Consider the following 21,222-nt stretch of genomic DNA (forward strand, 5'->3'; position numbering starts at 1 on the left):
GACCACGAGACGCCTCAGGCAGCCGTCCCGGTGAGAGACCACCAGACGCCCCAGGAAGAGGAGAAGGCCGTATGAGCGCGCACCGGAACCTGGCAGGACAGGTCGTCGTCGTCACCGGCGCGGCCCGCGGCGTGGGCGAACTGCTCGCCCGCAAGCTCTCCGCGCGCGGCGCGCGGCTGGCGCTGGTCGGTCTGGAGCCGGACGGGCTCAAGCGGGTCGCCGCCGGGCTGCACGGCGAGGCGCACCACTGGCACGCGGACGTCACGGACCACGAGGCGATGGGCCAGGTGGCCGGCGAGGTCAGGGACCGGTTGGGGAAGGTGGACGTCGTCGTCGCCAATGCCGGGGTGGCCACCGGCGGACCCTTCGCCGACTCCGATCCCGTCGCGTGGCGGAGGGTCATCGAGGTGAACCTCATCGGCGGCGCCGTCACCGGGCGCGCCTTCCTGCCCTTCCTGACGGAGTCCCGCGGCTACTTCCTCCAGATCGCCTCGCTCGCCGCGATCACCCCGGCGCCGATGATGACCGCGTACTGCGCGTCCAAGTCGGGTGTGGAGGCGTTCACGCACAGCCTGCGGGCCGAGGTCGGTCACAAGGGCGTACGCGTCGGCGTGGGCTACCTCAGTTGGACGGACACCGACATGGTGCGGGGTGCCGACCAGGACGCCGTCATGCGCGAACTGCGGCAGCGGCTGCCCTGGCCCTCCAACAAGACCTATCCGCTGGGCCCCGCCGTGGACCGCATCGTTGAGGGCATCGAACGCCGTTCCGCGCACGTGTACGGCCAGTGGTGGCTGCGCGGCATGCAGGCCGTCCGCGGGTATCTGCCGTCCGTCATCGGGACGGTCGGCCAGCGGGAGATGCGGCGCTTCGGCGACCGGCTCGAAGGGATGCGGATCGGGCTGGTGGGAGCCGGTGGGGCGGCGGACGAGCGGGAGAGGGCGGTGGGGGCGGAGCAGTAGACGGGCAGTGCGGTAAACGGGCAGTGCGATGGACGGGGCGGCGTTGTCCGGCTGTGCTGTGGGGGAGTAGGCGCGAGCGAAGGGGCGCACCCCCCGTGTAGTGCGCCCCTTCGTGCTGGCGGTGGACCTGAGTGGGTGAGTCCACCGCGGCTGTCCGGACGCTCGCCCCGGTGCGCCGTTCCCCCGTGGACGGCGGTTCCCCCGTTCCCCCGTGGTTCCGGGGCGGTGGTGCGTGCCGGACGGTTACGAGAGTGCGGGGTCGTTGCCTGTCCGGCAAGGGGAGTGACTCGTCCCGGACAGGCGTGTGGATGTCCGGGCTGGTCAGGGGCTTGTCCGGACCGTTGTCCGAGGTGGCCGGTACGGGTGTTGCCGCCGGGTGGGGGTGACATGACAATGTCCCGCATGGTGATCCGGCAGGACATGCGCCCTCAACGGCCGCGTGACATAGCGGAGTTCGTGGCGCGCATGAAGCACCTCAAGGTGCACGCGGGTGTGACGTTCCGCGAGTTGGAACGGCGCGCCGCGGAACGCGGTGACGTGCTGGCGCGCAGCACGCTCGCGGACGTCCTGCGCCGCCGGACGCTGCCGCGCGCCGAGGTGCTCGCCGCGTACGTACGGGCCTGCGGGTGCGATGAGGACGAGACGCGGGAGTGGCTGACCGAGCGGAAGCGGCTTGCGGAAGGGGGCGAGAGGGGCGAGGGAGACGAGAGGGGCGTAAGCGGCGAGGAGAGCGTTTCCGAGGTCTCCGCGTCTGCGGCGGGGGTGCCTGCTCCGGCTGGGAACGGCGGGAACGGCGGGGGCGGTGGGAACGGATCGGGTGCCGGGGTGTCGGGGGAGGGCGGCCGGGTCGAGGCGGCCGTGGGCGGCCACTCGGACGCGGCGGACACGGCGGACGCGGCGGACGCGGCGGGTGCGCGTGAGGTGGTGAGTCCTGCCGACGAGTCCGCGCACGGGGCGACGAGTGCGGCGGGGGCGGTGTCGAGTGTCGCGGGAGCGGCGTCGAGTGTCCGGGCAGGTGCTGCCGGTGAGCCGTCCGGTGCCGCGCACGAGCAGGCCCGTTCGTACGAGCAGGCCGAGCCGTACGACACCCTGCGGGGGCACGGCGGGAGCGAGGCGGGAGGGGACGACGGGGACGACGGGGCCGATGGCGAGGGCACGCCCGGCGCGTCGTCGGACGGTGACGCTGCTCGTACCGCTCCTACAGGTTCTCCGGACGAGCAGAAACCTTCCCTCGCGCCCACGTCGGCAATGCCGTCCGCGCCCCCTGCACAGCGCCCCCGGGGCGCCCGCCGCGCCCTTTTGCTCGGCGGCGGCACCGCAGCCGTCCTCCTCCTCTCCGTAGGGGGCTGGCTCCTGACGGGCGGCCCGTCCGCCCCGGACGGTCACCGCGTGGCCGCATCACCCGGGGCGACGGCAACCGGTCCCTCGTCCCCCACCACACCCACCCACAGCTCCCGGAAGGACACCGCCCGCCCGACCTACGCGGTCGCCTTGCCGCAGGCCGGTGTCACCCGCATCAGGGCGGCCACGGATCCCGGACTGTGCCTGTCGCAGCGGGAGGTGGGCGACCACGACGGCAGGAAGATCGTCGCGGCCCTGCGCCCCTGCCCGGTGGCCGTGCCGCCGACCACGTCCCTGGTGAAGGCCGGGCCGGACAGCTACCTCATCCAGTGGCGGCACCCGGAGGAGTCCGGGCCCGGCTGCCTGACCGCCCTCGGGCCGGGGGACGGCCGCCTGCTGGAGCCGTATCCGGAGCAGGACTGCGAGCGGCACGGGCCCCCGCAGCGGTACCGGTTCGAGCCGGTCACGGACGGTGGCGCGTCCGGAGAGGGCGGCGGCACGTCCGGAGGGGACGGCGGCACGTCCAGAGGGGGCGGCAGCACATCCGGCACGTCAGAAAGGGACCGCGGCGCGCCCGGAAAGGACGGCGAACGGGCCTACCGGCTGCGCTCCGGCAGCGGTGACCAGTGCGTGGGCCTGACCGGGGCCGGGCGCGCGGACGAGGGAGCCGACGCGGCGGCCCCCGGCGCGCTGTTGCGGGTGGAGCCCTGCACGTCGGCGGCGGACCAGCGGTTCTTGGTCGGGCCGGGCTGAGGGTTGGGGCAGGGCACCTCTGGGCGAGACGCGTACGTAACGGGCTCCGACCTCAACCCACCCCCCGCCCCGGCAACCTCGGACGACTCCGATCCGGCACGTCCGACAGATCCGGCGGCGTCGTGGCCGGGTGCCGTTCGAGGAGTTCGAGGGCGGTGCGGACGGCGACGCCGAGGGTGGGGTGGCGGCCCTCGGCCCAGTGGAGGGGGGAGCGGAGGGCGTCGATGTCAGGGGCGACGCCGTGGTTTTCCACCGACCATCCATAGGCGTCGAACCATGCCGCATTCATGGGGACGGTGATCGAGGTGCCGTCCACCAGGCGGTGGCGGCCGGTCATGCCGACCACGCCGCCCCAGGTGCGGGTGCCGACCACCGGGCCGATGCCCTGGAGCTTGAAGGCCGCGGTGATCATGTCGCCGTCGGAGGAGGTCATCTCGTCGGCGACGGCGACCACCGGGCCGCGCGGGGCGTTGCTCGCGTACGAGACCGGTTGGGCGTCGCGGGTCAGGTCCCAGCCGACGATGGTGCGGGTGAGCTTCTCGATGACCAGCTCGGAGATGTTGCCGCCCGCGTTGCCCCGGACGTCCACGATCAGCGACGGCATGGACATCTCCATCCGCACGTCGCGGTTGAACTGCGCCCAGCCGGAGCCGCCCATGTCGGGGATGTGCAGGTAGCCGCACCGGCCGTCGCTCAGCTCGCGGACGACCTCGCGGCGTTTGGCGACCCAGTCCTGGTAGCGCAGCGGCCGTTCGTCGATGAGGGGGACGACGGCGATCCGGCGGGGGGCGCCGCCGGTGCCCTCGGGCGGGTCGAAGGTGAGCTCGACGGTGGTGCCGCCGGCCGCCGACATCAGCGGGCCGGGGCCGGCCACCGGGTCCACCGGGCGGCCGTCCACGTGGGTGAGCGTCGCGCCCTCGCGCACGCCCGTTCCGGCGAGCGGGGAGCGGGCCCGGGAGTCGGAGGAGTCGCCGGGCAGGATGCGCCCCAGCATCCAGCGGCCCTCGCGGCAGACGAGGTTGGCGCCGAGCAGGCCCATGGCCCGTTGGTAGTGCGGCGGGCCCTCGTTGCGGCGGCCCCCGGTGACGTACGCGTGCGAGGTGCCCAGTTCGCCCAGGACCTCGCGCAGGAGGTCGGCGAACTCGTCCGGGGAGGCGACGCGTTCGACCAGCGGGCGGTACTGCGTCAGCACGCCGTCCCAGTCGACGTGGGAGAGGTCCGGGTCCCAGAAGTAGGCGCGGATGATGCGGCCCGCCTCGTCGAACGCCTGGCGCCACTCCGCGCCGGGGTCGGCCTCGTGCAGGATGCGCCGGGGGTCGAGGAAGACGGTGGAGTCGACGTCGGGGGTGTCGTTGGCGGGGACCGCGCGCAGTTCGCCCTCGTCGTTGACGACGAGGCGGGTGCCGTCGCCGCTGAGCGCGAAGGAGTCCACGGAGCCGGTCAGTTCGGTGCGTTTGGCCTTGACCAGGTCGAAGTGTTCGAGGGTGGGGCGGCCCGAGGTGTCGGCCGGGTTGACGAACGTCTCGCCGAGCGCGCCGGAGATCGGCCAGCGCAGCCAGACCAGCCCGCCCCCGGCCACCGGCCGCAGCGCCGAGTACTTGGAGGGCTGCACCGGGAACGGCGTCACCCGGCTCGCCAGCCCCTCCAGCTCCACCAGCACCGGCCCCTCGGCCGTCATCGGGTGCTCGGCCGGGTCCAGCCCGCCCGCCGCCGGGCGGCCCTCGGCGGACAGCGCGAAGGGGGAGGGGGTCGCGGAGGAGAGCGGGACGAGGTGGGGGCGGCAGCCCAGCGGGAAGGACAGGTCCCCGGTGTGCACGTCGTACACCGGGTCGAAGCCGCGCCAGGAGAGGAAGGCGAGGTAGCGGCCGTCCCGGGTGAAGACCGGCTGCTCGTCCTCGAAGCGCCCGTTGGTGACCTCGACGACCATCCCGTCCGTCAGCCGGGCCATCTTGATCAGGCGCAGTGAACGCCCGATGCCCGGGTGCGACCAGGTCAGCCACCCGGAGTCGGGCGAGAAGGCCAGGTCGCGCACCGGCCCGTTGTGGGACTTGACCAGTTCGACGACCTCGCCGACGCCTTCGAGCGAGGTGTCCACCATCAATAGCCGCCCGTCGTGCGCGGCGACCGCCACCATCTGGCCGTCCGGGGACGACACCAGCTCGTGGACGCGTCCCAGCTTCCCCGCCGCCAGCCGGCGGGGCGCGTCGCCACCGCTCACCTTGGGCAGCTCGGCGATCTCGATCGCGTCGTCCCCCTCGGCGTCGGTGATGTACGCGATGCGGCCGGTGGCGCCCAGCATCTCGGGCATACGGACGCGGACGCCGGGGACGTCGTGGATGGTGCGGGCCGGGCCGTCGCGGTGGGTGAGCCAGTACAGGCTGCCGCGCACGCCGACCGCGCTGGCCCGGCCGGTGGTGTCCACGGACAGGGACGTGATGTTGGTGGCCGCCGGGACCTGGTAGGTGCGGCGTCCGGCGCGCGGGCCGCCGAGGACGACGTGCAGCGGGCGGGGGGTGGCGTCCGGGCCGAGGTCGTCGATCAGCCAGATGTCGCCCGCGCACTGGTAGACGATGCGGGAGCCGTCGGTGGCGGCGTGCCGGGCGTAGAACTCGGCGTGGTCGGAGTGGCGGCGCAGGTCCGATCCGTCGGGGAGGCAGGAGTAGACGTTGCCGATCCCCTCGTGATCGGAGAGGAACGCGATCCGGTCACCGACGAACATGACCGCGTCCACATGCCCGTTCAGATCGGGCAGCAGCCGCTGCCCGTCCACCCACATCCGCCCGGTCGCCCCGCCCCGGTACCGCTTCCAGGACGCCGGCTCGTGCGGCGGCTTGCCCGTCAGCAGCAGCGTCTTGTGCTCGGCGCCGCCGCCGTCCCCGTCGGCCATGGCGATGTCCGAGACCGGCCCCCAGGGGAGCTTGCGGCCGGGGCTGCCGTCCGTGGGCAGCGAGTAGGCCCACCCGTAGTACGAGAACGGCTGGCCGTGCGAGGAGACCGCCAGGATCTCCCCCTCCGGCGTCCAGTTGCACACCCGGGCGTCCACGCTGCCCCAGTAGGTGAGCCGCCGGGCCGGGCCGCCGCCCTCCACGCGGGCGAGGTAGATCTCCGGGTCCAGGCTGCGCCAGGTGGTGAACGCGATCTCCCGCCCGTCGGGGGAGAAACGCGGGTGCCCCACGCGGGTGCGGTCGACGGTGAGCCGCCAGGCACGCGGTACGGGCTCCCCCTCGGCGACCAGGGGAGCCACCCACAGGTCGTCCTCGGCGACGAAGCAGAACATGTCGCCGTACAGGTGCGGATACCTCAGATACGCGGCGTCACTCACGTCACCATGGTTTCGGGAGGGTGGGGGAGCGGCAACTTGGGGCGGGGGGTGCAGGGGGGCTGTTTGTGACGGGGCTCGGGGAGCCGGGGGCGGCGGGGGACCGTTCTCGCCTGCCGTCCGGTTCTGACGAGTTCCCGCCTCTGCCCCTCCTGACGGTCCTCACACCGCCGTCCGTTCCTGTTGGGCTTCGGGCCGTCCCTGATGGGCTTCGGCCTTCGTCCGGTCTCCGAGGGGCTGAGGCCGCCGTCCGTTCCTGTTGGGTTTCTGCTTTCGTCCGGCTTCTGAGGGGCTCAGGCCGCCGTCTGTTCCTGTTGGGCTTCGGGCCGTCCCTGATGGGCTTCGGCCTTCGTCCGGTCTCCGAGGGGCTGAGGCCGCCGTCTGTTCCTGTTGGGCTTCGGGCCGTCCCTGATGGGCTTCGGCCTTCGTCCGGTCTCCGAGGGGCTGAGGCCGCCGTCCGTTCCTGATGGGCTCCTGCCTCTGTCCGCCCCCGACGCCCTCACACCGCCGTCCGCTCCTGATGGGCCGCGCCCTCGTCCAGGAGGCGGGTCGCCAGCGAGTCCAGCGCGCGGTCGAGGCGGGCGTGGTCCTCGGGGTCGTCGGCGCGCCAGCCCTCCAGTTGGCCGTCGAGCCAGTGGCGCCAGGCGGCGGTGAGCCGGTCGATCTCGGCGTCGCCCGCAGGCGTCAGCGTCAGCCGTTCGCCGTCCCGCGCGTACCCGGTGTCCGTCACGTTCCTGAAGGCGGGCTCCAAGACCTCCTGCGGCATCCGGTGCGCGCGGGCGATGGCGCTCACCGAGGCGCCGCCCTTGAGGCGGGTGCGCCAGTGGATCTGGCCGAGGGCCCAGGCCTGGCCGGGGGTGAGGGGGCTGCCGGAGGTGGCGAGGATCTCCTGGCTCACCGGGTCCTTGGCGTGCTGCATGACGCGGGCCACGGCGCGTTCGAGCTGGCGGTCGGTGTCGGCGGAGTCGGGGGCCGCGAACCCGTCGCCCAGGTCGCCCGCCGACGCCCGCGCGCTGTCCCGCAGCGGCACCTCCTTGAGGAACCACGCCACCACGAAGCCCACCAGCGCGACCGGGACGACCCACTGGAAGACGTAGTTGACAGTGTCCGCGTACGCGTCGATGACCGGCGCCGCCTGCGCGGGCGGCAGGGCGTGCAGGCCCTGCGGGCTGGCCACGGCCTCCGGTGGCACGCCGGGGAGGCCGGACAGCGCGTCCCGGAGGTTGGGGTCGAGCCGGCCGCTGTAGAGGGTGCCGAAGACGGCGGTGCCGAAGGACGAGCCGAGGGTGCGGAAGAAGGTGACGCCGGAGGTGGCCGTGCCCAGTTCGTGGTAGGAGACGGTGTTCTGCACGGCGATGGTCAGCACCTGCATGGCCAGCCCGATGCCGAGCCCGAGCACGAACATGTAGAGGGACTCCAGCCACGGCCCGGTGCTCGCGCCCATCGTGGACATCAGATAGAGCCCGAGCGCCATCACGGCCGTCCCGACGATCGGGAAGATCCGGTACCGGCCGGTCCGGCTGACGACCATGCCGGAGAGCATGGAGGTGGCCATCAGCCCCGCGACCATCGGCAGCGTCCGGACGCCGGACATCGTCGCCGAGACCCCGTCCACGTACTGGAGGTAGGTCGGCAGGTACGTCATCGCGCCCAGCATCGCGAACCCGACGATGAAGCTGAGGATCGAGCAGACGGTGAAGACGGGGTTGCGGAAGAGGTGCATGGGGAGCATGGGCTCTTTGGCGCGCGTCTCCACGTACGCGAACGCGGCCAGCAGCACCACCGACCCGGCGAACAGGCCGATGATCGTCGCCGACCCCCACGCGTACTCGTTGCCGCCCCACTCCAGCCCCAGCACCAGCCCGGACGCGCCGAGGGCCACCAGGACGATGCCCGCGTAGTCGATGGCCGGGCGGGCGGCCGAGCGGACGACCGGGACGGTGCGGGCGGCCATCAGGATCATGACGGCGGCGACCGGGATGTTCACGTAGAAGCACCAGCGCCAGGAGGCGTGGTCGGTGAACAGGCCGCCGAGCGTCGGCCCCACCACCGTCGTCACCGCGAAGACCGCACCCAGGGCGCCCTGGTACTTGCCGCGTTCGCGCAGCGGGATGACGTCCGCGATCAGCGCCATGGCCGTCACCATCAGGCCGCCGCCCCCGATGCCCTGCACGGCGCGCGCGACCACCAGCATCATCATGCCGGTGGACGCCCCGGCCAGGATCGAACCGGCGACGAAGACCACGGCACTGAGCTGGAAGATGATCTTCCGTCCGAAAAGGTCGCCGAACTTGCCGACGAGGACCGTAGACACTGTCTCCGCCAGCAGGTAAGCCGTCACCACCCACGCCATGTGCCCGCCGCCGCCCAGGTCCGCGACGATCGTCGGCAGTGCCGTGGAGACGATCGTCTGGTCCAGCGCGGCCAGCAGCATGCCGAGGACGATCGTGACGAAGACGAGGTTGACGCGGCGGCGGCTGAGTTCGGGTGGGGTGGGGGTGCCGGGGGAGTCGGGGGCGTCGCGGGGGGTGCCGGGCTCGTGGGCCGGGGGGCCGGGATCGGGTTTGCCGGTCGGGGTGCCGGGGGAGTCGGGCGCGTCTGTCGTGCCGGGCGTTTGGGGCTCGTCGGCCGGTGTTCCCGGGGAGCCGGGCGCTCCTGAGGGGCCGGGTGTGCCGGGTGTGCCGGGAGGGTCGGAGGGGGGTTCGGCGGCGGACGTGCTCATGCCGCCAGCCTTCGCGGACCGGCGCGGCTTCGCCACCGCTTGACCGCGTGGGGGTGACGGGGCCTTTGCCAACTCGTGGGGACCGCCTTGCCATATCGCATCCATTCCGCTCTTGCAAATGATTTGCAAGACGCCTGACGATGGGAGCAGCGCACAGCCCGGAGCGGAGATTTCCCATGCACGTACCCGACGGATTCATCAACGCCCCGGTCTCGGTCGCGGCCGGAGCCGTCGCCGCGGTCGCGGTGGCGGTGAGCCTGCGCGGCGCCCGCCGCGAACTGGGCGGCCGGGGCGACCGGACCGCGCCGCTCGCCGGGCTGGTCGCCGCCTTCATCTTCGCCGTCCAGATGCTGAACTTCCCGGTCGCGGCCGGGACGAGCGGGCACCTGCTGGGCGGCGCGCTGGCGGCCATCCTCGTGGGCCCGTACACGGGGGTGCTGTGCGTCTCCGTGGTGCTGCTGATGCAGGGGGTGCTGTTCGCCGACGGCGGGCTCACCGCGCTCGGCGTCAACATCACCGACATGGCGATCGTGACGACCGTCGTCGCCTACGGCCTGTTCCGCCTGCTGATCGCCGTGCTCCCGCGCCGCCGCCGCTCGGTGACGCTCGCCTCGTTCGTGGCCGCCGTGGTGTCCGTCCCGGCCGCCGCCGTCGCCTTCACCGGCATCTACGCGCTCGGCGGGACGACGGACGTGCCGATCGGCAAGGTCTTCACGGCCATGGTCGGCGTCCATGTCCTGATCGGCCTCGGCGAGGCGGTGATCACGGCGCTGACGGTGGCCGCGGTGATCGCCGTGCGGCCGGACCTGGTGTACGGGGCGCGCGGGCTGGTGCGGCGGTTGGAGGTGCGGGAGGGGGGTCCGGTGGCGGCTCCGGTGGCGCCCGCAGTGGTGAGGGAGACGGCTGGTCCGGCGTCGGAGCCAGAAGGGGCCGCACCGGGATCCGGGGGGACGGCTTCGCCCCTGAAGCCCGGGAAGTCGGCTCCCGTCTCCGAGCGCCCCGCTCCGGCCTCCGCCCCCGAAAGCCCCATCCCGGCCCCCGCCCCCGTCATCCTCCCCTCCCGCGAGCCCGTCATCCTCGGCGCGGGGACGGGGACGGGGACGGGCGGCGGCGCGGCTCTCGGAGCCGGCGCGGCTCCCGTCTCCGGCCGCCGCTCCGTGCGCCGGGTCTGGCTGGCCGGGCTGGCCGCCGCGCTGGTGTGCGCGGGCGGCATCAGCTACTACGCCTCCACCAGCCCGGACGGGCTGGAGAAGGTCGCCCACGACGAGGGCATCGACAAGAAGGCCGAGGACCACGCCGCCAAGGACTCGCCCTTGGCCGACTACAGCGTCAGGAATGTCGACAACCCCCGGTTGTCGGGCGGCCTGGCCGGTGTGATCGGAGTGGGCGCCACGCTGGCCGTCGGCACCGGCGTCTTCGTCGTCGTCCGCCGCCGCAGGCCCGTCGGCGCGGAGACCGGTGCCCAGACGGACGCGCGGCCGGGTCTGCCGGCGGGGGAGTCGGCCTGACATGGGCGCCGGGCACGCCCACCGGCTCTACCTGGACGCCCGCTCGCCGGTCCACGCCTTGCCGCCGCACTGCAAACTCGTCGCCGTCTTCTGCTTCGTTCTGCTCGTGGTGGCGACGCCGCGCGAAGCCGTGTGGGCCTTCGCCTTGTACGCGGTGCTGCTCGCGGCGGTGACGGTGCTGGCCCGCGTGTCCGCCGGGCACGTGCTGAAGCGGCTGCTCATCGAGGTGCCGTTCGTGGCGTTCGCGTTGCTGATGCCGTTTGCCGCGGAGGGACCGCGGGTGACCGTTCTCGGTCTGTCCCTGAGCGAGTCCGGCCTCTGGGGCGCGTGGAACATCCTCGCCAAGGGGACGCTCGGCGTCGCCGCGTCCGTCCTGCTGGCCGCCACCACCGAACTCCGCGCCCTGCTGCTGGGCCTGGAGAGGCTGCGGATGCCGCCGCTCCTCGTCCAGATCGCGTCCTTCATGATCCGTTACGGCGACGTCATCACGGACGAGATGCGGCGGATGCGGATCGCCCGCCTCTCGCGGGGTTTCGAGGCGCGCGGTGTCCGCCATTGGGGCGTGCTGGCGAAGTCCGCCGGCGCCCTGTTCATCCGCTCCTACGAACGCGGCGAACGCGTCCACCTCGCCATGCTCAGCCGCGGCTACACCGGCACCCTGCCCGTCCTGGACGCGACCCCCGCCACCCGCACCCAATGGGCGCACGCCGCCGCCCTGCCCGGCCTCACCCTCGCCGTCTGCCTCCTGGGATGGACCCTATGAGCACCACCGCCCCCGTTCCCCCCGCCCGGGAGACCGCGACTGCTGGGGAGACCGAGCCCTCCCCGGAGACCGAGCCCTCCCCGGACACCGCGCCCTCCCTGGAGGTCTCCGGCCTCGCCTACGCCTATCCGGACGGGCACCAGGCGCTCTTCGGCGTCGACCTGACCGTCGCCCGCGGCGAACGGGTCGCGCTGCTCGGCCCCAACGGCGCGGGCAAGACCACGCTCGTCCTGCACCTGAACGGCATCCTGGAGCCCGGCGCCGGTTCCGTCCGCGTCGCCGGGCTGCCCGTGGAGCGGCGCCACCTCGCCGAGATCCGGCGCCGGGTCGGCATCGTCTTCCAGGACCCGGACGACCAGTTGTTCATGCCCACCGTCCGGGAGGACGTGGCCTTCGGCCCCGCCGCGGCCGGGCTGCGCGGCGCCGCGCTCCGGGAACGGGTCGAGGAGGCGCTGGAACGCGTCGGCATGGCGGGCCACGCCGACCGGCCCCCGCACCACCTCTCCTTCGGCCAGCGCCGCCGCGTCGCCGTCGCCACCGTCCTGGCCACCCGCCCGGAGATCCTCGTCCTGGACGAGCCCTCCTCCAACCTGGACCCCGCCTCCCGCCGCGAGCTGGCCGACATCCTGCGCACCCTGGACGTCACCGTCCTGATGGTTACCCACGACCTGCCGTACGCCCTCGAACTGTGCCCGCGCGCGGTCGTCCTCTCCTCCGGCATGATCACCGCCGACGGGCGCACGCAGGACCTGCTGTGCGACACGGAGCTGATGCGCGCCCATCGACTGGAGCTGCCGTTCGGGTTCGATCCTCGGTCGGTGGCCGTCTGACGCCGATCCGGTGCCCTCGCCAGTGGGTCACCAGTGGTCACCAGTGGGTGAGGTCCAGGACGTGCCGGCAGTGCGGATCGTCCGCTCCCGCCGAGACGCACCACTCCTCGTCGAGGAGGGAGGGCAGCGCCGCCGACAGGGCGGTCAGCGCGCCGCCGGGGCGTACGTCGGCGGCGAGGGCAGCACGCCCCGCACGTACTGATCACCGGCCAGAGGCGCGTAGACATGCCGGAGCAGCAGGACCGCGACCTCCGCTTGCAGCTCCGCGATCTCTTCCGCGATCTCTTCCGCGATCTCTTCTGCGGTCTCTTCCGTGATCTCGTCCGCGTCCGCATCGTACGGATTTACGGACGTATCTCTCAAATCATCCGCACCATCGAATGCGCCGTCACGATCCGAAGTCGCCACGTCGCTCACTCACCCCGTCCGGGGACTTCCACCTGGTGGGTTCCTTGCGCGGTGGTCCCGCCGACCACCTTCCCGGTTCCCGCGTGGCACGCGGACGACGGCGCGCTCATCGACGCCGTGCTCCGGCGGAGCGAGCGGGCGAGCGTCGGCCACCCGTCCCCTGTGACGCTCCCCACGCCCCCACACCCTGGTCACCAGCACTGATCCGCGCGTTGCACCATTGATAGGTCACAAACGCGACGGATGAGTGGGAAGCGGGAATCAGTGGTGGACGTCCAGGGCACGGTCGCGGACGGCTTCGAGCCGGTCCGGGACGCCTTCGCGGCCAACTTCGCGCGGCGCGGTGAGCGTGGTGCGGCCGTCGCCGTCTACCGGCACGGGCGCAAGGTCGTCGACCTGTGGGCCGGCGCGAAGCACGGTGACGGCGCCGGTCCGGGGATGGACGGCGACGGCGCCGGACCGGAGGCAGGCGACGCGGCGGAGGGCGCGGCCCCGGCCGCCGAGCCCTGGGAGGAAGGCACCGCCCAGATCATCCGTTCCGCCACCAAGGGCATCGCCGCCATCGTCCCGCTCCTCCTGCACCAGCGCGGCCAGCTCGACCTGGACGCGCCCGTGGGGACGTACTGGCCCGAGTTCAAGGCGGCCGGCAAGGAACGCGTTCTGGTCCGCCACCTGCTCTCGCACCGTGCCGGCCTGCCCGTCCTGGACACCCCGCTCACGCCCGCGCAGGCCGTAGACGGTGTCAGCGGCCCGGCCGCGCTCGCCGCGCAGGCCCCCGCCTGGGAGCCCGGCACCGACCACGGCTACCACGCCCAGACCTACAGCTGGCTGCTGTCGGAGCTGGTCCAGCGCGTCACCGGGCGCTCCATCGGGAGCTGGATAGCCGAGGAGATATCCGGGCCGCTGGACCTGGAGCTGTGGGTCGGCCTGCCCGACGCCGAGCAGCACCGCGCCGGCCGGCTGGCCGAGATCGCGCCGCCCGCCCCGGCCGCGTCCGGCGGCCTGCGCGTCCGCCCCAAGCAGGCGGTCTCCGACGCGTACGCCGACCCGGCCTCCCTCACCCGCCGCGCCTTCGCCGCCATCGACCCGGCGGCCGACGAGAACGACCCCGCCTACCGCGCCGCCGAACTCCCCGCCTCGGCCGGCATCGCCACCGCCCGCGCGCTGGCCCGCTGCTATGCCGCCCTGATCGGCCCGGTCGACGGCCACCCCCGCCTCTTCGCCCCGGCCACGCTCACGCTGGCCCGCACGGAGGAGTCCGCGGGCCCCGACCGCACCCTGGTCGTCAACACCCGCTTCGGCCTCGGCTACATGCTCCACGGTCCGGCCTCGCCCCTCCTGGCCCCCGGCTCCTTCGGCCACCCCGGCCGCGGCGGCTGCCTCGCCTTCGCCGACCCGGAGTCCGGCACGGCCTTCGGCTACATCACCAACGGCATGCACAAGAACGTCACCGCCGACCCGCGCGCCCAGGCCCTCGTACGCGCGCTGCGGACGGTGGAGGCGGACTGAGGGCCGGGCTTTCCCGTACCCGCCTTCGCCACGAAATCCGCACGACTCCGGCGGCCCCTGGGTAGGTTCCCCCACCACGGAACCCGGCCCCGGTGCGAGGAGTGACGGACATGCGGCGATTCGACGGTTACGGCGTACTGATCACCGGCGCGGGACGCGGCATCGGCGCCGCCACCGCCCGGCGGCTGGCCGACGAGGGCGCCCGCGTCCTGGTCACCGACCTCGACGGCACCCGCGCGGAGAAGGCCGCCGCCGGTATTCGCGAGACCGGCGGCATGGCGGAGGGGCTGGCCTGCGACGTGGCCGACCGCGCCGCCGTCGAGGCGGCCGTGGCCCACGCGGTCCAGCGGTTCGGCAACCTCGACGTCCTCGTCAACAACGCCTACAGCTGCCACCCCGACCCCGACCGCTTCGAGGACTACACCGACGACAACTGGCTCGCCGACCTCGACATCACCCTCAACGGCGCCTTCCGCTGCGCCCGCGCCGCCTTACCGCACCTGGCCGCCGCCGGCGGGCGCGGCGCCATCGTCAACATCGGCTCCGTCAACGGCGAGCAGGACTTCGGCGACCACGCCTACAGCGCCGCCAAGGCCGGTCTCGCCGGCCTGACCCGCACCCTCGCCGGCCACGCCGCCCCCCGCGGCGTCCGCGTCAACCTCGTCGCCCCCGGCACCGTCGCCACCCCCGCCTGGTCCGGCCGCCCCGAAGTCCTCCGCCGCGCCACCGCCGCCTACCCCCTGGGCCGCGTCGGCCACCCCGAAGACATCGCCGCCGCCGTCGCCTTCCTCGCCTCCCGCGACGCCGCCTGGGTGACGGGCGTGACGCTCCCGGTGGACGGCGGCGTCCTGATCGGCAACCCGGAGTGGGGGCGGGCGACGGGGAGGGAGTAGCGGCGCGGGGCATGCGTGAGCCCCTGCCGTCCTCGGAGAGGGGGCAGGGGCTCCGGATGAGCTGCGGCTGTCAGAGCTCGCCGCTCCGTACGGCGGCGACGAACGCGCCGAAGGCGGCGGGGGAGAAGGTCAGAACGGGGCCGGTGGGGTTTTTGCTGTCACGGACGGGGACGAGCGCGGGGACGCCATCGGCGATCTCGATGCACATCCCACCGTCGTTGTTGCTGTACGTGCTCTTGCGCCAGGCAACGGCACTCGGGTCCGCGATTTCGACGCAGGCGCCACCTTCCTGGTTGCTGTAGCTGCTGGAGCGCCAGGTCACGGCGCTCAGGTCGAGGGTCATGCGCATGCCGTCATCTCCTTCACAGACGTACGGACAGCCAGGGCACGGGCAGGATCTGCCGGCGCCCGTCCGCCCGGTGGGCCTCGGATTCACCACGCACCGCCGACGGGGCCGCCAACGCCCTCACCTCACCAAACGCGCCGGAACAACACCCCGCGCCCGCTCGTACAGTTCGCGAGCCTGCGCGTTCTTCACATAGGGCCGCAGGGAACGGAACATTTCCCGCATCCGATCATCGGCACGCGCCGACTGAACCATCGGGTAATCGTCCAGTGCCTGGGACCAGGCAGCGCACGCGGCTTCCAAGTGGCCAATCTGGAGCCGGCGTTCCGCCAGGATGGCCCAGTGCCGCACCCGGGCACGCCGATAGACATCGTGCAGAAGCCGCGTCGACCGCTCCATGGCCTCGACCGAAGCCCGGATATCGCCCAACTCGTACCGCACTTCACCGATGTGGTAATTCAGCGAAGCCGGATCGTACGAACCGAATACGGCAGCGCGGGATTCGGCACGGTCCATGGCGGACTCCGCTTCCCGCATGCGCCGGAGCGCGGCCGCGCGATCTCCCGTCTGCGCCGCCGCGTGAGCCTGCTGACCGGCAAGGAAAGCACTCATGCGCGGTCCGGCTTTGGGTGATGCCGTGGCCGCCGCGTCCGCCAGCTCCATCGCCTTGTTTCCATGGCGCAGGCCGACGGCCTGCACGCTCATGCCGCGCAGGGTCGTGCAATACGTCAGGTGGTCCTCGGCCGCGCCCGCGAGTTCCAGGGCCTTGACGTAATACCGCTGGGCCAGCCCGTGCAGCCCTTCGTCCACGGCCATATACCCGGTCAGGTACAACAAATCCGAAGCGGCGGAAAGCATCGCCTTGCGTACCGCACCCGGCGCGTCCATCCGCAGATACGCGGCCACCGTATTGACCAGGAACGCGCAGGCCATCGGACGTGCGTGCCGTCCCCCGAATCGGTCGTCCAATTCCGAGATCCGTTCCGTCATGGCGACGACCATGTCCACCTCGTTCATACCGATGCGCGAGGCGCGACCCGACTGGACCGCTTCCGCCCGGCCGACCACGTCGGGCCACCCGGGGATGGTCAGGGCCACGGAGAACAGGCCGGCGCCGAGCACTCCACGACGGGACGGGTCCATGTCGTGCCGGCCCAGTTCGATCAGGCCGTCCACCGTGTCGGCACGCGTGGTGCGGCCGGTAAGGGCCGGAAAGCCTGCCGCAACCGGGGAGACCGGCCGCCCGAGCCGACGGGTGAACGCCTCAGCGATGATCGTTCGGACCGTTTCGTTACGAGGCACCGTTCCGCCCAGCCAGTGATGCACCGCGGACTGGTTGTACCGCAGCGGTGTTCCGTGCTCGCCGCCCACTTTGTTCACCGCCCGCGCGCACTGACCGAGGGTCCAGCCCGCCTCGCGGAAAAGGCGTCGCAGCGCTTCATTGGACTGGCGGTCCGCCATGCCTCAACTCCTCGCGTAGCCCGGTGCTTTAAACGTTTTAAAGCAGGCCGCTGCCTCGTCACCGTACCGCCGATTCCGGCTCGGCGGTTGTGCCCCGTAGAGAACGCACCGAAAGATCGGAGCCAGCCGACATGGACCCTCACGCGGAAGCCCGGCATATCGCCGGTCAATTGGCCGCTGAACTGCACACCGTGCTATCAGCCCGCGGATTCTCCTTGCCGATGCGCGCGGGAACCCCGATAAGGGGACGGGCTCACGTGGCGGTTGACCCTATTCCCCACGACACCGCCCGTCGCCTCTGCGATGTCCTCAAACCCGCGCCCGACCTGCCGGCCGTCCCGGAACAGACCGATCCTTTCGCGTACGTGGAACACGCGCTGCACGCACTCCGGCAAGCGCTGTTCGGCGCGGGAATCGTCCTGCCGTCCCTCGGCATCGATCTGCCGTCCGCCGTCTGCGGAACGCCCCTCGTGCGGCTGGGAAACGCGCGCCCCGACGTCGTACGGCATATCGCCGCACTGATCTCCCGGACGACGAAATGACCGAGGCGGAGGCGAGGGAAGCGGTGGGCGTTCTGGTGGAGGAGGTGACGACGGGGCGAACGGGAATTCTCCAGGACGCCTTCGCATGGGAATGCCCGGACACCCGCGCCGTCGCCTTCACCGTGTTCGTCCGCCCGGTGGGAGGCGGCTGCGAGTGGACCGCCTGTCCGGAGGACATCCGGAAGTTCGGAGCGGGCGCGCGACGTGGAAAGGGCTGAGCCACCGCACGGGGACCACCGTCACCAACGGTGGCCCCCGTGCGGATGAACCACCCACCGGTCACCTGACGCCCGCCACCCCAGTGGCCAGAATCGGGCCCGCACAGAGAGGTGCCCCATGGCCTACACGTGTCCCCACTGCACCCGCCCGAACGCCGTCGCCTACATCGACAACGACAGCGGCAGACAGCCGTGGCCGTGCCTGTTCTGCGAGCGGTCCGTGCAGACCGGCCCGGCCGGGCGGGCGCGTCGGGTCAGCGCGCCGTGCGGGACGGGCCGGTGCCACGGCGTGGTGACGGACGCCTACGAGTACGACGCGCGGGCGCGTCTGACCGCCATGAAACGGACCCGCTGCCCGCACTGCGGCGGGGACCGGACCGCCGCACTTTCCAGCCCGTCCGGCGCTTGAGGACACAGTGACGGGAGCGACCACAAGCAGCCGTTGGGCATGGACACCAGCCAAGGTGATCCGGGGGCCGAGCCCGCACTTTCCAGCCCGTCCGGCGTTTGAGGACACCCCGGCGAGCGCGGGTACGGGCTCATGGGCGGGCGGCGGGAGACTTTCGCACCCGGCAAACGCCGGAGGCGTTGTCCTCAATCGCCGGACGGGCTTGATTTCGCGGGGCGCCGTCCACCAGCCGAACCGGGCGAGGTCGAAGGTGCCGGCCCGCCGCCCACCACGGGGCCGGACGGGACCCGGGCCGACGAGCGGGAAGACGAGCGGCGGGCCGCCCCTCCCGTCGCCTGCTGACAGGCGCCCCGGGTCACCCCGTATGCAGCATCAGCCCGATCCCGACCACCATCAGCCCCGCCGCCGCGATCCTCGGAAGCCCGAAGCGTTCCTTGAGGAACAGCGTGCCGATCGCCGCCCCCGCGATGATCGAGGATTCGCGCAGCGCGGCGACAGGCGCCATCGGGGCCCGCGTCTGGGCCCACAGCACCAGGCCGTAGGCGAAGACGGACAGCACTCCGCCGAGCAGCCCCCGGACGGCCAGCGGGCGGAGCTGGGCGGCCAGTTCGCCGCGCCGGGTGGCCAGCGCGTACGCCGGGATGGCCAGGCCCTCCAGGATCATCAGCCAGGCGATGTAGCCGAGCGGGCTGCCGGAGGCCCGTACGCCGACGCCGTCCACCACCGTGTACGAGGCGATGGCCAGGCCGGTCGCCAGCGCGGCGATGATCGCCGGCCAGTGCGGACGGGTCCCCGACCCGCGGATGCCCCACAGCGCCACCCCCACCAGCCCGGCCGAGGCCAGCGCCACGCCCGCCAGCACCCAGCCGTCCGGCAACTCGCCGACGAAGAGGGCGGCCAGCACGGTGACGACCAGGGGCGCGGTGCCGCGCGCGATGGGATACATCTGCCCGAAGTCGCCGAGCCGGAAGGAGCGCATCAGCAGCAGCTGGTAGACGACGTGCAGGACGGCGGAGGCGATGAGGTAGGGCCACGCCCCCGCCGCCGGCATCGGCACGAACCCGGCCAGCACCGCCCCGCACACCGTCCCGCCACCGCCCACAAGCGTGAAGGCCAGCAGTTGGTCGCGGATGCTGTGGGCCAGGGCATTCCAGACGGCGTGCGTGATGGCGGCGATCAGGACGGCGACGACGACCAGGGGAGTCATACAGCCCGCCTCCGTATGGCGCATGACCGTCCCCGTACGGCGAACGCCCGGTCGCCCGCGTGCGAGGACGGGGCGGCCGGGCGGAGGAGCGCGCGCGGGGCGCGGATGAACGTGCCGCGCGGATCTGGGGGAAGTGCGGTCGCGATGTTCATGACCCGCACGCTAACGAAAGGTGTACGGGGCAGGCGACTGCGGGCGACGGCGGGCTGGGGGCGCGGACCGCCACGCGATGGGTCGAAACCATTGCAGGCGACGGCCCTCCGGCGGGCCGCCCGCGCGCATCACTTCGCCATGAGGATGGCCCGCACCACCGGCCCCGCGTTCGTCCCCCCGTGGCCGCTGGCCGGGACGACCGCGGCGGCGGCGAGGTCGTCGCGGTAGGCGGTGAACCACGCGTTCGGCTTCTCCTGGCCGTCGACCTCCGCCGAACCGGTCTTCGCGCCGATGTCGCCGCCGAGCCCGGACATCGCCTGCGCCGCCGTGCCCGACGTCGCGGTCAGCTTCATCAGGGACTTCAGGTCGGACGCGGTGCGCGGCTTCATGGCGCGCGGGGCCTTGGCGAGGGTGCGGCCGTCGAGGGAGGGGGCGACGATGTAGGGCTGGTGGAAGCCGCCGCCGCGGACGGTGGCGGCGAGCGAGGCCACCGTCAGCGGGTTCATGCGGACGCCGCCCTGGCCGATCAGCGAGGCCGCCATCTGCGCGTCACTCTGCACGGGGACCGCGCCGTCGAAGGTGGGGATGCCGGTCTGCCAGTTCAGGCCGATGCCGAAGACGTCCCGGGCCTCCTTCGTCAGGTCGTCGTCGGCCAGCTTCTTCGCCTGGGAGATGAAGGCGTTGTTGCAGGACGCGGCGAAGCTCTGCGCGAAAGTGCCCTTCTTGATCTCCGACTTGTCGAGGTTCTGGAACTTCCAGCCGCCGACGGTGACGAACTTGGGGCACGGGTGCGACTTGTTCGGCGCCGTCATCCCCTTGTCCAGCAGCATCGCGGCCGTGACGATCTTCATCGTCGAGCCGGGCGCGAGCGATCCCTGCGTGGCCGTGTTGAACCCCTGGGCCGGGGCATTGGCGATCGCGAGAATCTCCCCGGTGCTGGGCTTGAGCGCGACCGCCGAGGCCCGGCTCTTGCTCCGCACGGCCTTCTCGGCGGCGGCCTGGAGGCCGGAGTCCAGCGTGGTCCGGAGGGTGCCGGGAGTGCCCTTGGCGAGGACCTTGAGCGTGTGGTCGGCCCGCTTGGCGTTCTTGCCGCGGTGGATGAAGAACGCCACGTCCGGCTTGCCGCCCGCCTTGTCGCCGTACCGCTCGCGCAGTGCGGCCAGCACGCCGGCGAGCGTCGGGTGGGCCGCCTTCGTCAGCTCCTTGCCGTCGCGGTCCACGGCCTTGATGGGCGGCGCGCCGCTCTCGCCGGTGCGCAGGATGTCGCCCTTGCCGAGCCGCGGGTGCAGGACGGTGGGCCGCCAGGTGACGCGCGGCTCGCCGGTCTTGGCATCTCGGGCGACGGTCAGCGAGGTCCCGTACGACACCGGGGACTTCAGCCCCTTGTAGGCGATTTCCGCCGCGATCGTGTACGGGACCTTGTCACCGCCGGCCTTGCCCGGGGTGAGCGTCAGCTTCGCGAAGTGGGCCTGCTTCCGGTAACCGGACAGCGCCGCGTCGGCCGCCTCGGGGTCGTCGGTGAGGGCGGCGGCGCCGCGGTGGTCGCCCGACTGCCACGCGGACAGGAACCTCTGCGCCGTGGCCTGGGCTTCCCGCGCCGACAGCGGCCCGGTGGGCACCTTGGGCGCACTGTCCCCGGCCTGCCCGTCGGCCGCCTTGACGTGCTGCTCCCCGGGCTTGTCGTCCGACCCACCGAACGGCGCGCACCCCCCGACGGCCGCCATCACCAGGGCCACCGCCCCACCGACCACCCCGAACCTGACCTCACGGCGCATCTGGCCGCTCCCCTCCCGATCCTCGCCCTTGAACACGCACACAAGAACGTGAACGGCACTCTATGGGACACGGGTACGAGCGGGTTGGGGGTGGGGGTTGACA

The 21,222-nt window shown here is 72.7% G+C and carries 17 protein-coding genes; 10 read left to right on the forward strand and 7 right to left on the reverse strand.

Annotated features, from left to right (window positions below):
- Positions 1 to 71 precede the first annotated feature (71 nt).
- Both ABZX96_RS00905 and ABZX96_RS00910 read left to right on the forward strand, forming a co-directional pair.
- Complete coding sequence (locus ABZX96_RS00905) at positions 72 to 962, forward strand: SDR family oxidoreductase (RefSeq protein WP_355535586.1); 891 nt, start codon at positions 72 to 74, stop codon at positions 960 to 962.
- Between the two features lie 402 nt (positions 963 to 1,364).
- Positions 1,365 to 3,056: a helix-turn-helix transcriptional regulator gene (locus tag ABZX96_RS00910; protein WP_355535589.1), complete on the forward strand. Its 1,692-nt coding sequence runs from the start codon at positions 1,365 to 1,367 to the stop codon at positions 3,054 to 3,056.
- Between the two features lie 52 nt (positions 3,057 to 3,108).
- On the opposite strand, the gene ABZX96_RS00915 is transcribed toward ABZX96_RS00910, so the two are convergent.
- On the reverse strand, positions 3,109 to 6,333 hold the full coding sequence (locus ABZX96_RS00915) for a S41 family peptidase (protein WP_355535890.1): 3,225 nt from the start codon (positions 6,331 to 6,333) through the stop codon (positions 3,109 to 3,111).
- Between the two features lie 541 nt (positions 6,334 to 6,874).
- Positions 6,875 to 9,097: a DHA2 family efflux MFS transporter permease subunit gene (locus tag ABZX96_RS00920; RefSeq protein WP_355535592.1), complete on the reverse strand. Its 2,223-nt coding sequence runs from the start codon at positions 9,095 to 9,097 to the stop codon at positions 6,875 to 6,877.
- Between the two features lie 176 nt (positions 9,098 to 9,273).
- Here ABZX96_RS00920 and ABZX96_RS00925 point away from each other — a divergent pair, with 176 nt between their 5' ends.
- The 3 genes from ABZX96_RS00925 to ABZX96_RS00935 are packed head-to-tail and all read left to right on the forward strand — an operon-like array spanning position 9,274 to position 12,198.
- Positions 9,274 to 10,605 carry an energy-coupling factor ABC transporter permease gene (locus ABZX96_RS00925; RefSeq protein WP_355535595.1) on the forward strand — a complete coding sequence of 444 codons (1,332 nt, stop codon included), beginning with the start codon at positions 9,274 to 9,276 and terminating at the stop codon, positions 10,603 to 10,605.
- A 1-nt stretch (position 10,606) separates the two neighbouring features.
- Positions 10,607 to 11,368 (forward strand): cobalt ECF transporter T component CbiQ, encoded by a 762-nt coding sequence (cbiQ, locus tag ABZX96_RS00930; protein WP_355535598.1) that lies wholly within the window; start codon positions 10,607 to 10,609, stop codon positions 11,366 to 11,368.
- A complete protein-coding gene (locus ABZX96_RS00935) occupies positions 11,356 to 12,198 on the forward strand; it encodes an ABC transporter ATP-binding protein (RefSeq protein WP_355535601.1) in 843 nt (280 codons plus the stop codon). Before cbiQ ends, ABZX96_RS00935 begins: the two co-directional genes overlap by 13 nt.
- A gap of 144 nt (positions 12,199 to 12,342) precedes the next feature.
- Here the strand turns inward: ABZX96_RS00935 and ABZX96_RS00940 are convergent, their stop codons facing one another.
- Entirely contained in the window at positions 12,343 to 12,561 is a 219-nt protein-coding gene (locus ABZX96_RS00940) for a hypothetical protein (protein WP_355535604.1), read from the reverse strand.
- Positions 12,562 to 12,849: 288 nt separating this feature from the next.
- On the opposite strand from ABZX96_RS00940, the gene ABZX96_RS00945 reads away from it, so the two are divergent.
- The gene (locus ABZX96_RS00945) at positions 12,850 to 14,115 is read left to right on the forward strand and encodes a serine hydrolase domain-containing protein (RefSeq protein ID WP_355535607.1); all 1,266 of its coding nucleotides are present in this window, start codon (positions 12,850 to 12,852) and stop codon (positions 14,113 to 14,115) included.
- Between the two features lie 110 nt (positions 14,116 to 14,225).
- Positions 14,226 to 15,008, forward strand: coding sequence for an SDR family NAD(P)-dependent oxidoreductase (locus ABZX96_RS00950; RefSeq protein ID WP_355535610.1), 783 nt, complete (start codon positions 14,226 to 14,228; stop codon positions 15,006 to 15,008).
- 70 nt (positions 15,009 to 15,078) lie between these two features.
- Here the strand turns inward: ABZX96_RS00950 and ABZX96_RS00955 are convergent, their stop codons facing one another.
- A complete protein-coding gene (locus tag ABZX96_RS00955; RefSeq protein WP_355535613.1) occupies positions 15,079 to 15,357 on the reverse strand; it encodes a DUF397 domain-containing protein in 279 nt (92 codons plus the stop codon).
- 117 nt (positions 15,358 to 15,474) lie between these two features.
- A complete protein-coding gene (locus ABZX96_RS00960; RefSeq protein ID WP_355535616.1) occupies positions 15,475 to 16,815 on the reverse strand; it encodes a tetratricopeptide repeat protein in 1,341 nt (446 codons plus the stop codon).
- Between the two features lie 257 nt (positions 16,816 to 17,072).
- On the opposite strand from ABZX96_RS00960, the gene ABZX96_RS00965 reads away from it, so the two are divergent.
- The 3 genes from ABZX96_RS00965 to ABZX96_RS00975 all read left to right on the forward strand — a co-directional run bounded on the left by ABZX96_RS00965 (position 17,073) and on the right by ABZX96_RS00975 (position 17,984).
- A complete protein-coding gene (locus ABZX96_RS00965; protein ID WP_355535619.1) occupies positions 17,073 to 17,357 on the forward strand; it encodes a hypothetical protein in 285 nt (94 codons plus the stop codon).
- Positions 17,354 to 17,575 (forward strand): hypothetical protein, encoded by a 222-nt coding sequence (locus ABZX96_RS00970; RefSeq protein WP_355535622.1) that lies wholly within the window; start codon positions 17,354 to 17,356, stop codon positions 17,573 to 17,575. The genes ABZX96_RS00965 and ABZX96_RS00970 overlap by 4 nt, the downstream gene beginning before the upstream one ends.
- A 118-nt stretch (positions 17,576 to 17,693) precedes the next feature.
- Positions 17,694 to 17,984 (forward strand): hypothetical protein, encoded by a 291-nt coding sequence (locus tag ABZX96_RS00975; RefSeq protein WP_355535625.1) that lies wholly within the window; start codon positions 17,694 to 17,696, stop codon positions 17,982 to 17,984.
- A gap of 355 nt (positions 17,985 to 18,339) precedes the next feature.
- On the opposite strand, the gene ABZX96_RS00980 is transcribed toward ABZX96_RS00975, so the two are convergent.
- On the reverse strand, positions 18,340 to 19,191 hold the full coding sequence (locus ABZX96_RS00980; RefSeq protein ID WP_355535628.1) for a DMT family transporter: 852 nt from the start codon (positions 19,189 to 19,191) through the stop codon (positions 18,340 to 18,342).
- Positions 19,192 to 19,472: 281 nt separating this feature from the next.
- On the reverse strand, positions 19,473 to 21,119 hold the full coding sequence (locus tag ABZX96_RS00985) for a penicillin-binding transpeptidase domain-containing protein (RefSeq protein WP_355535631.1): 1,647 nt from the start codon (positions 21,117 to 21,119) through the stop codon (positions 19,473 to 19,475).
- Between the last annotated feature and the right edge of the window lie 103 nt (positions 21,120 to 21,222).

Source organism: Streptomyces sp. NPDC003077, assembly GCF_040611095.1.
GTDB lineage: Bacteria > Actinomycetota > Actinomycetes > Streptomycetales > Streptomycetaceae > Streptomyces.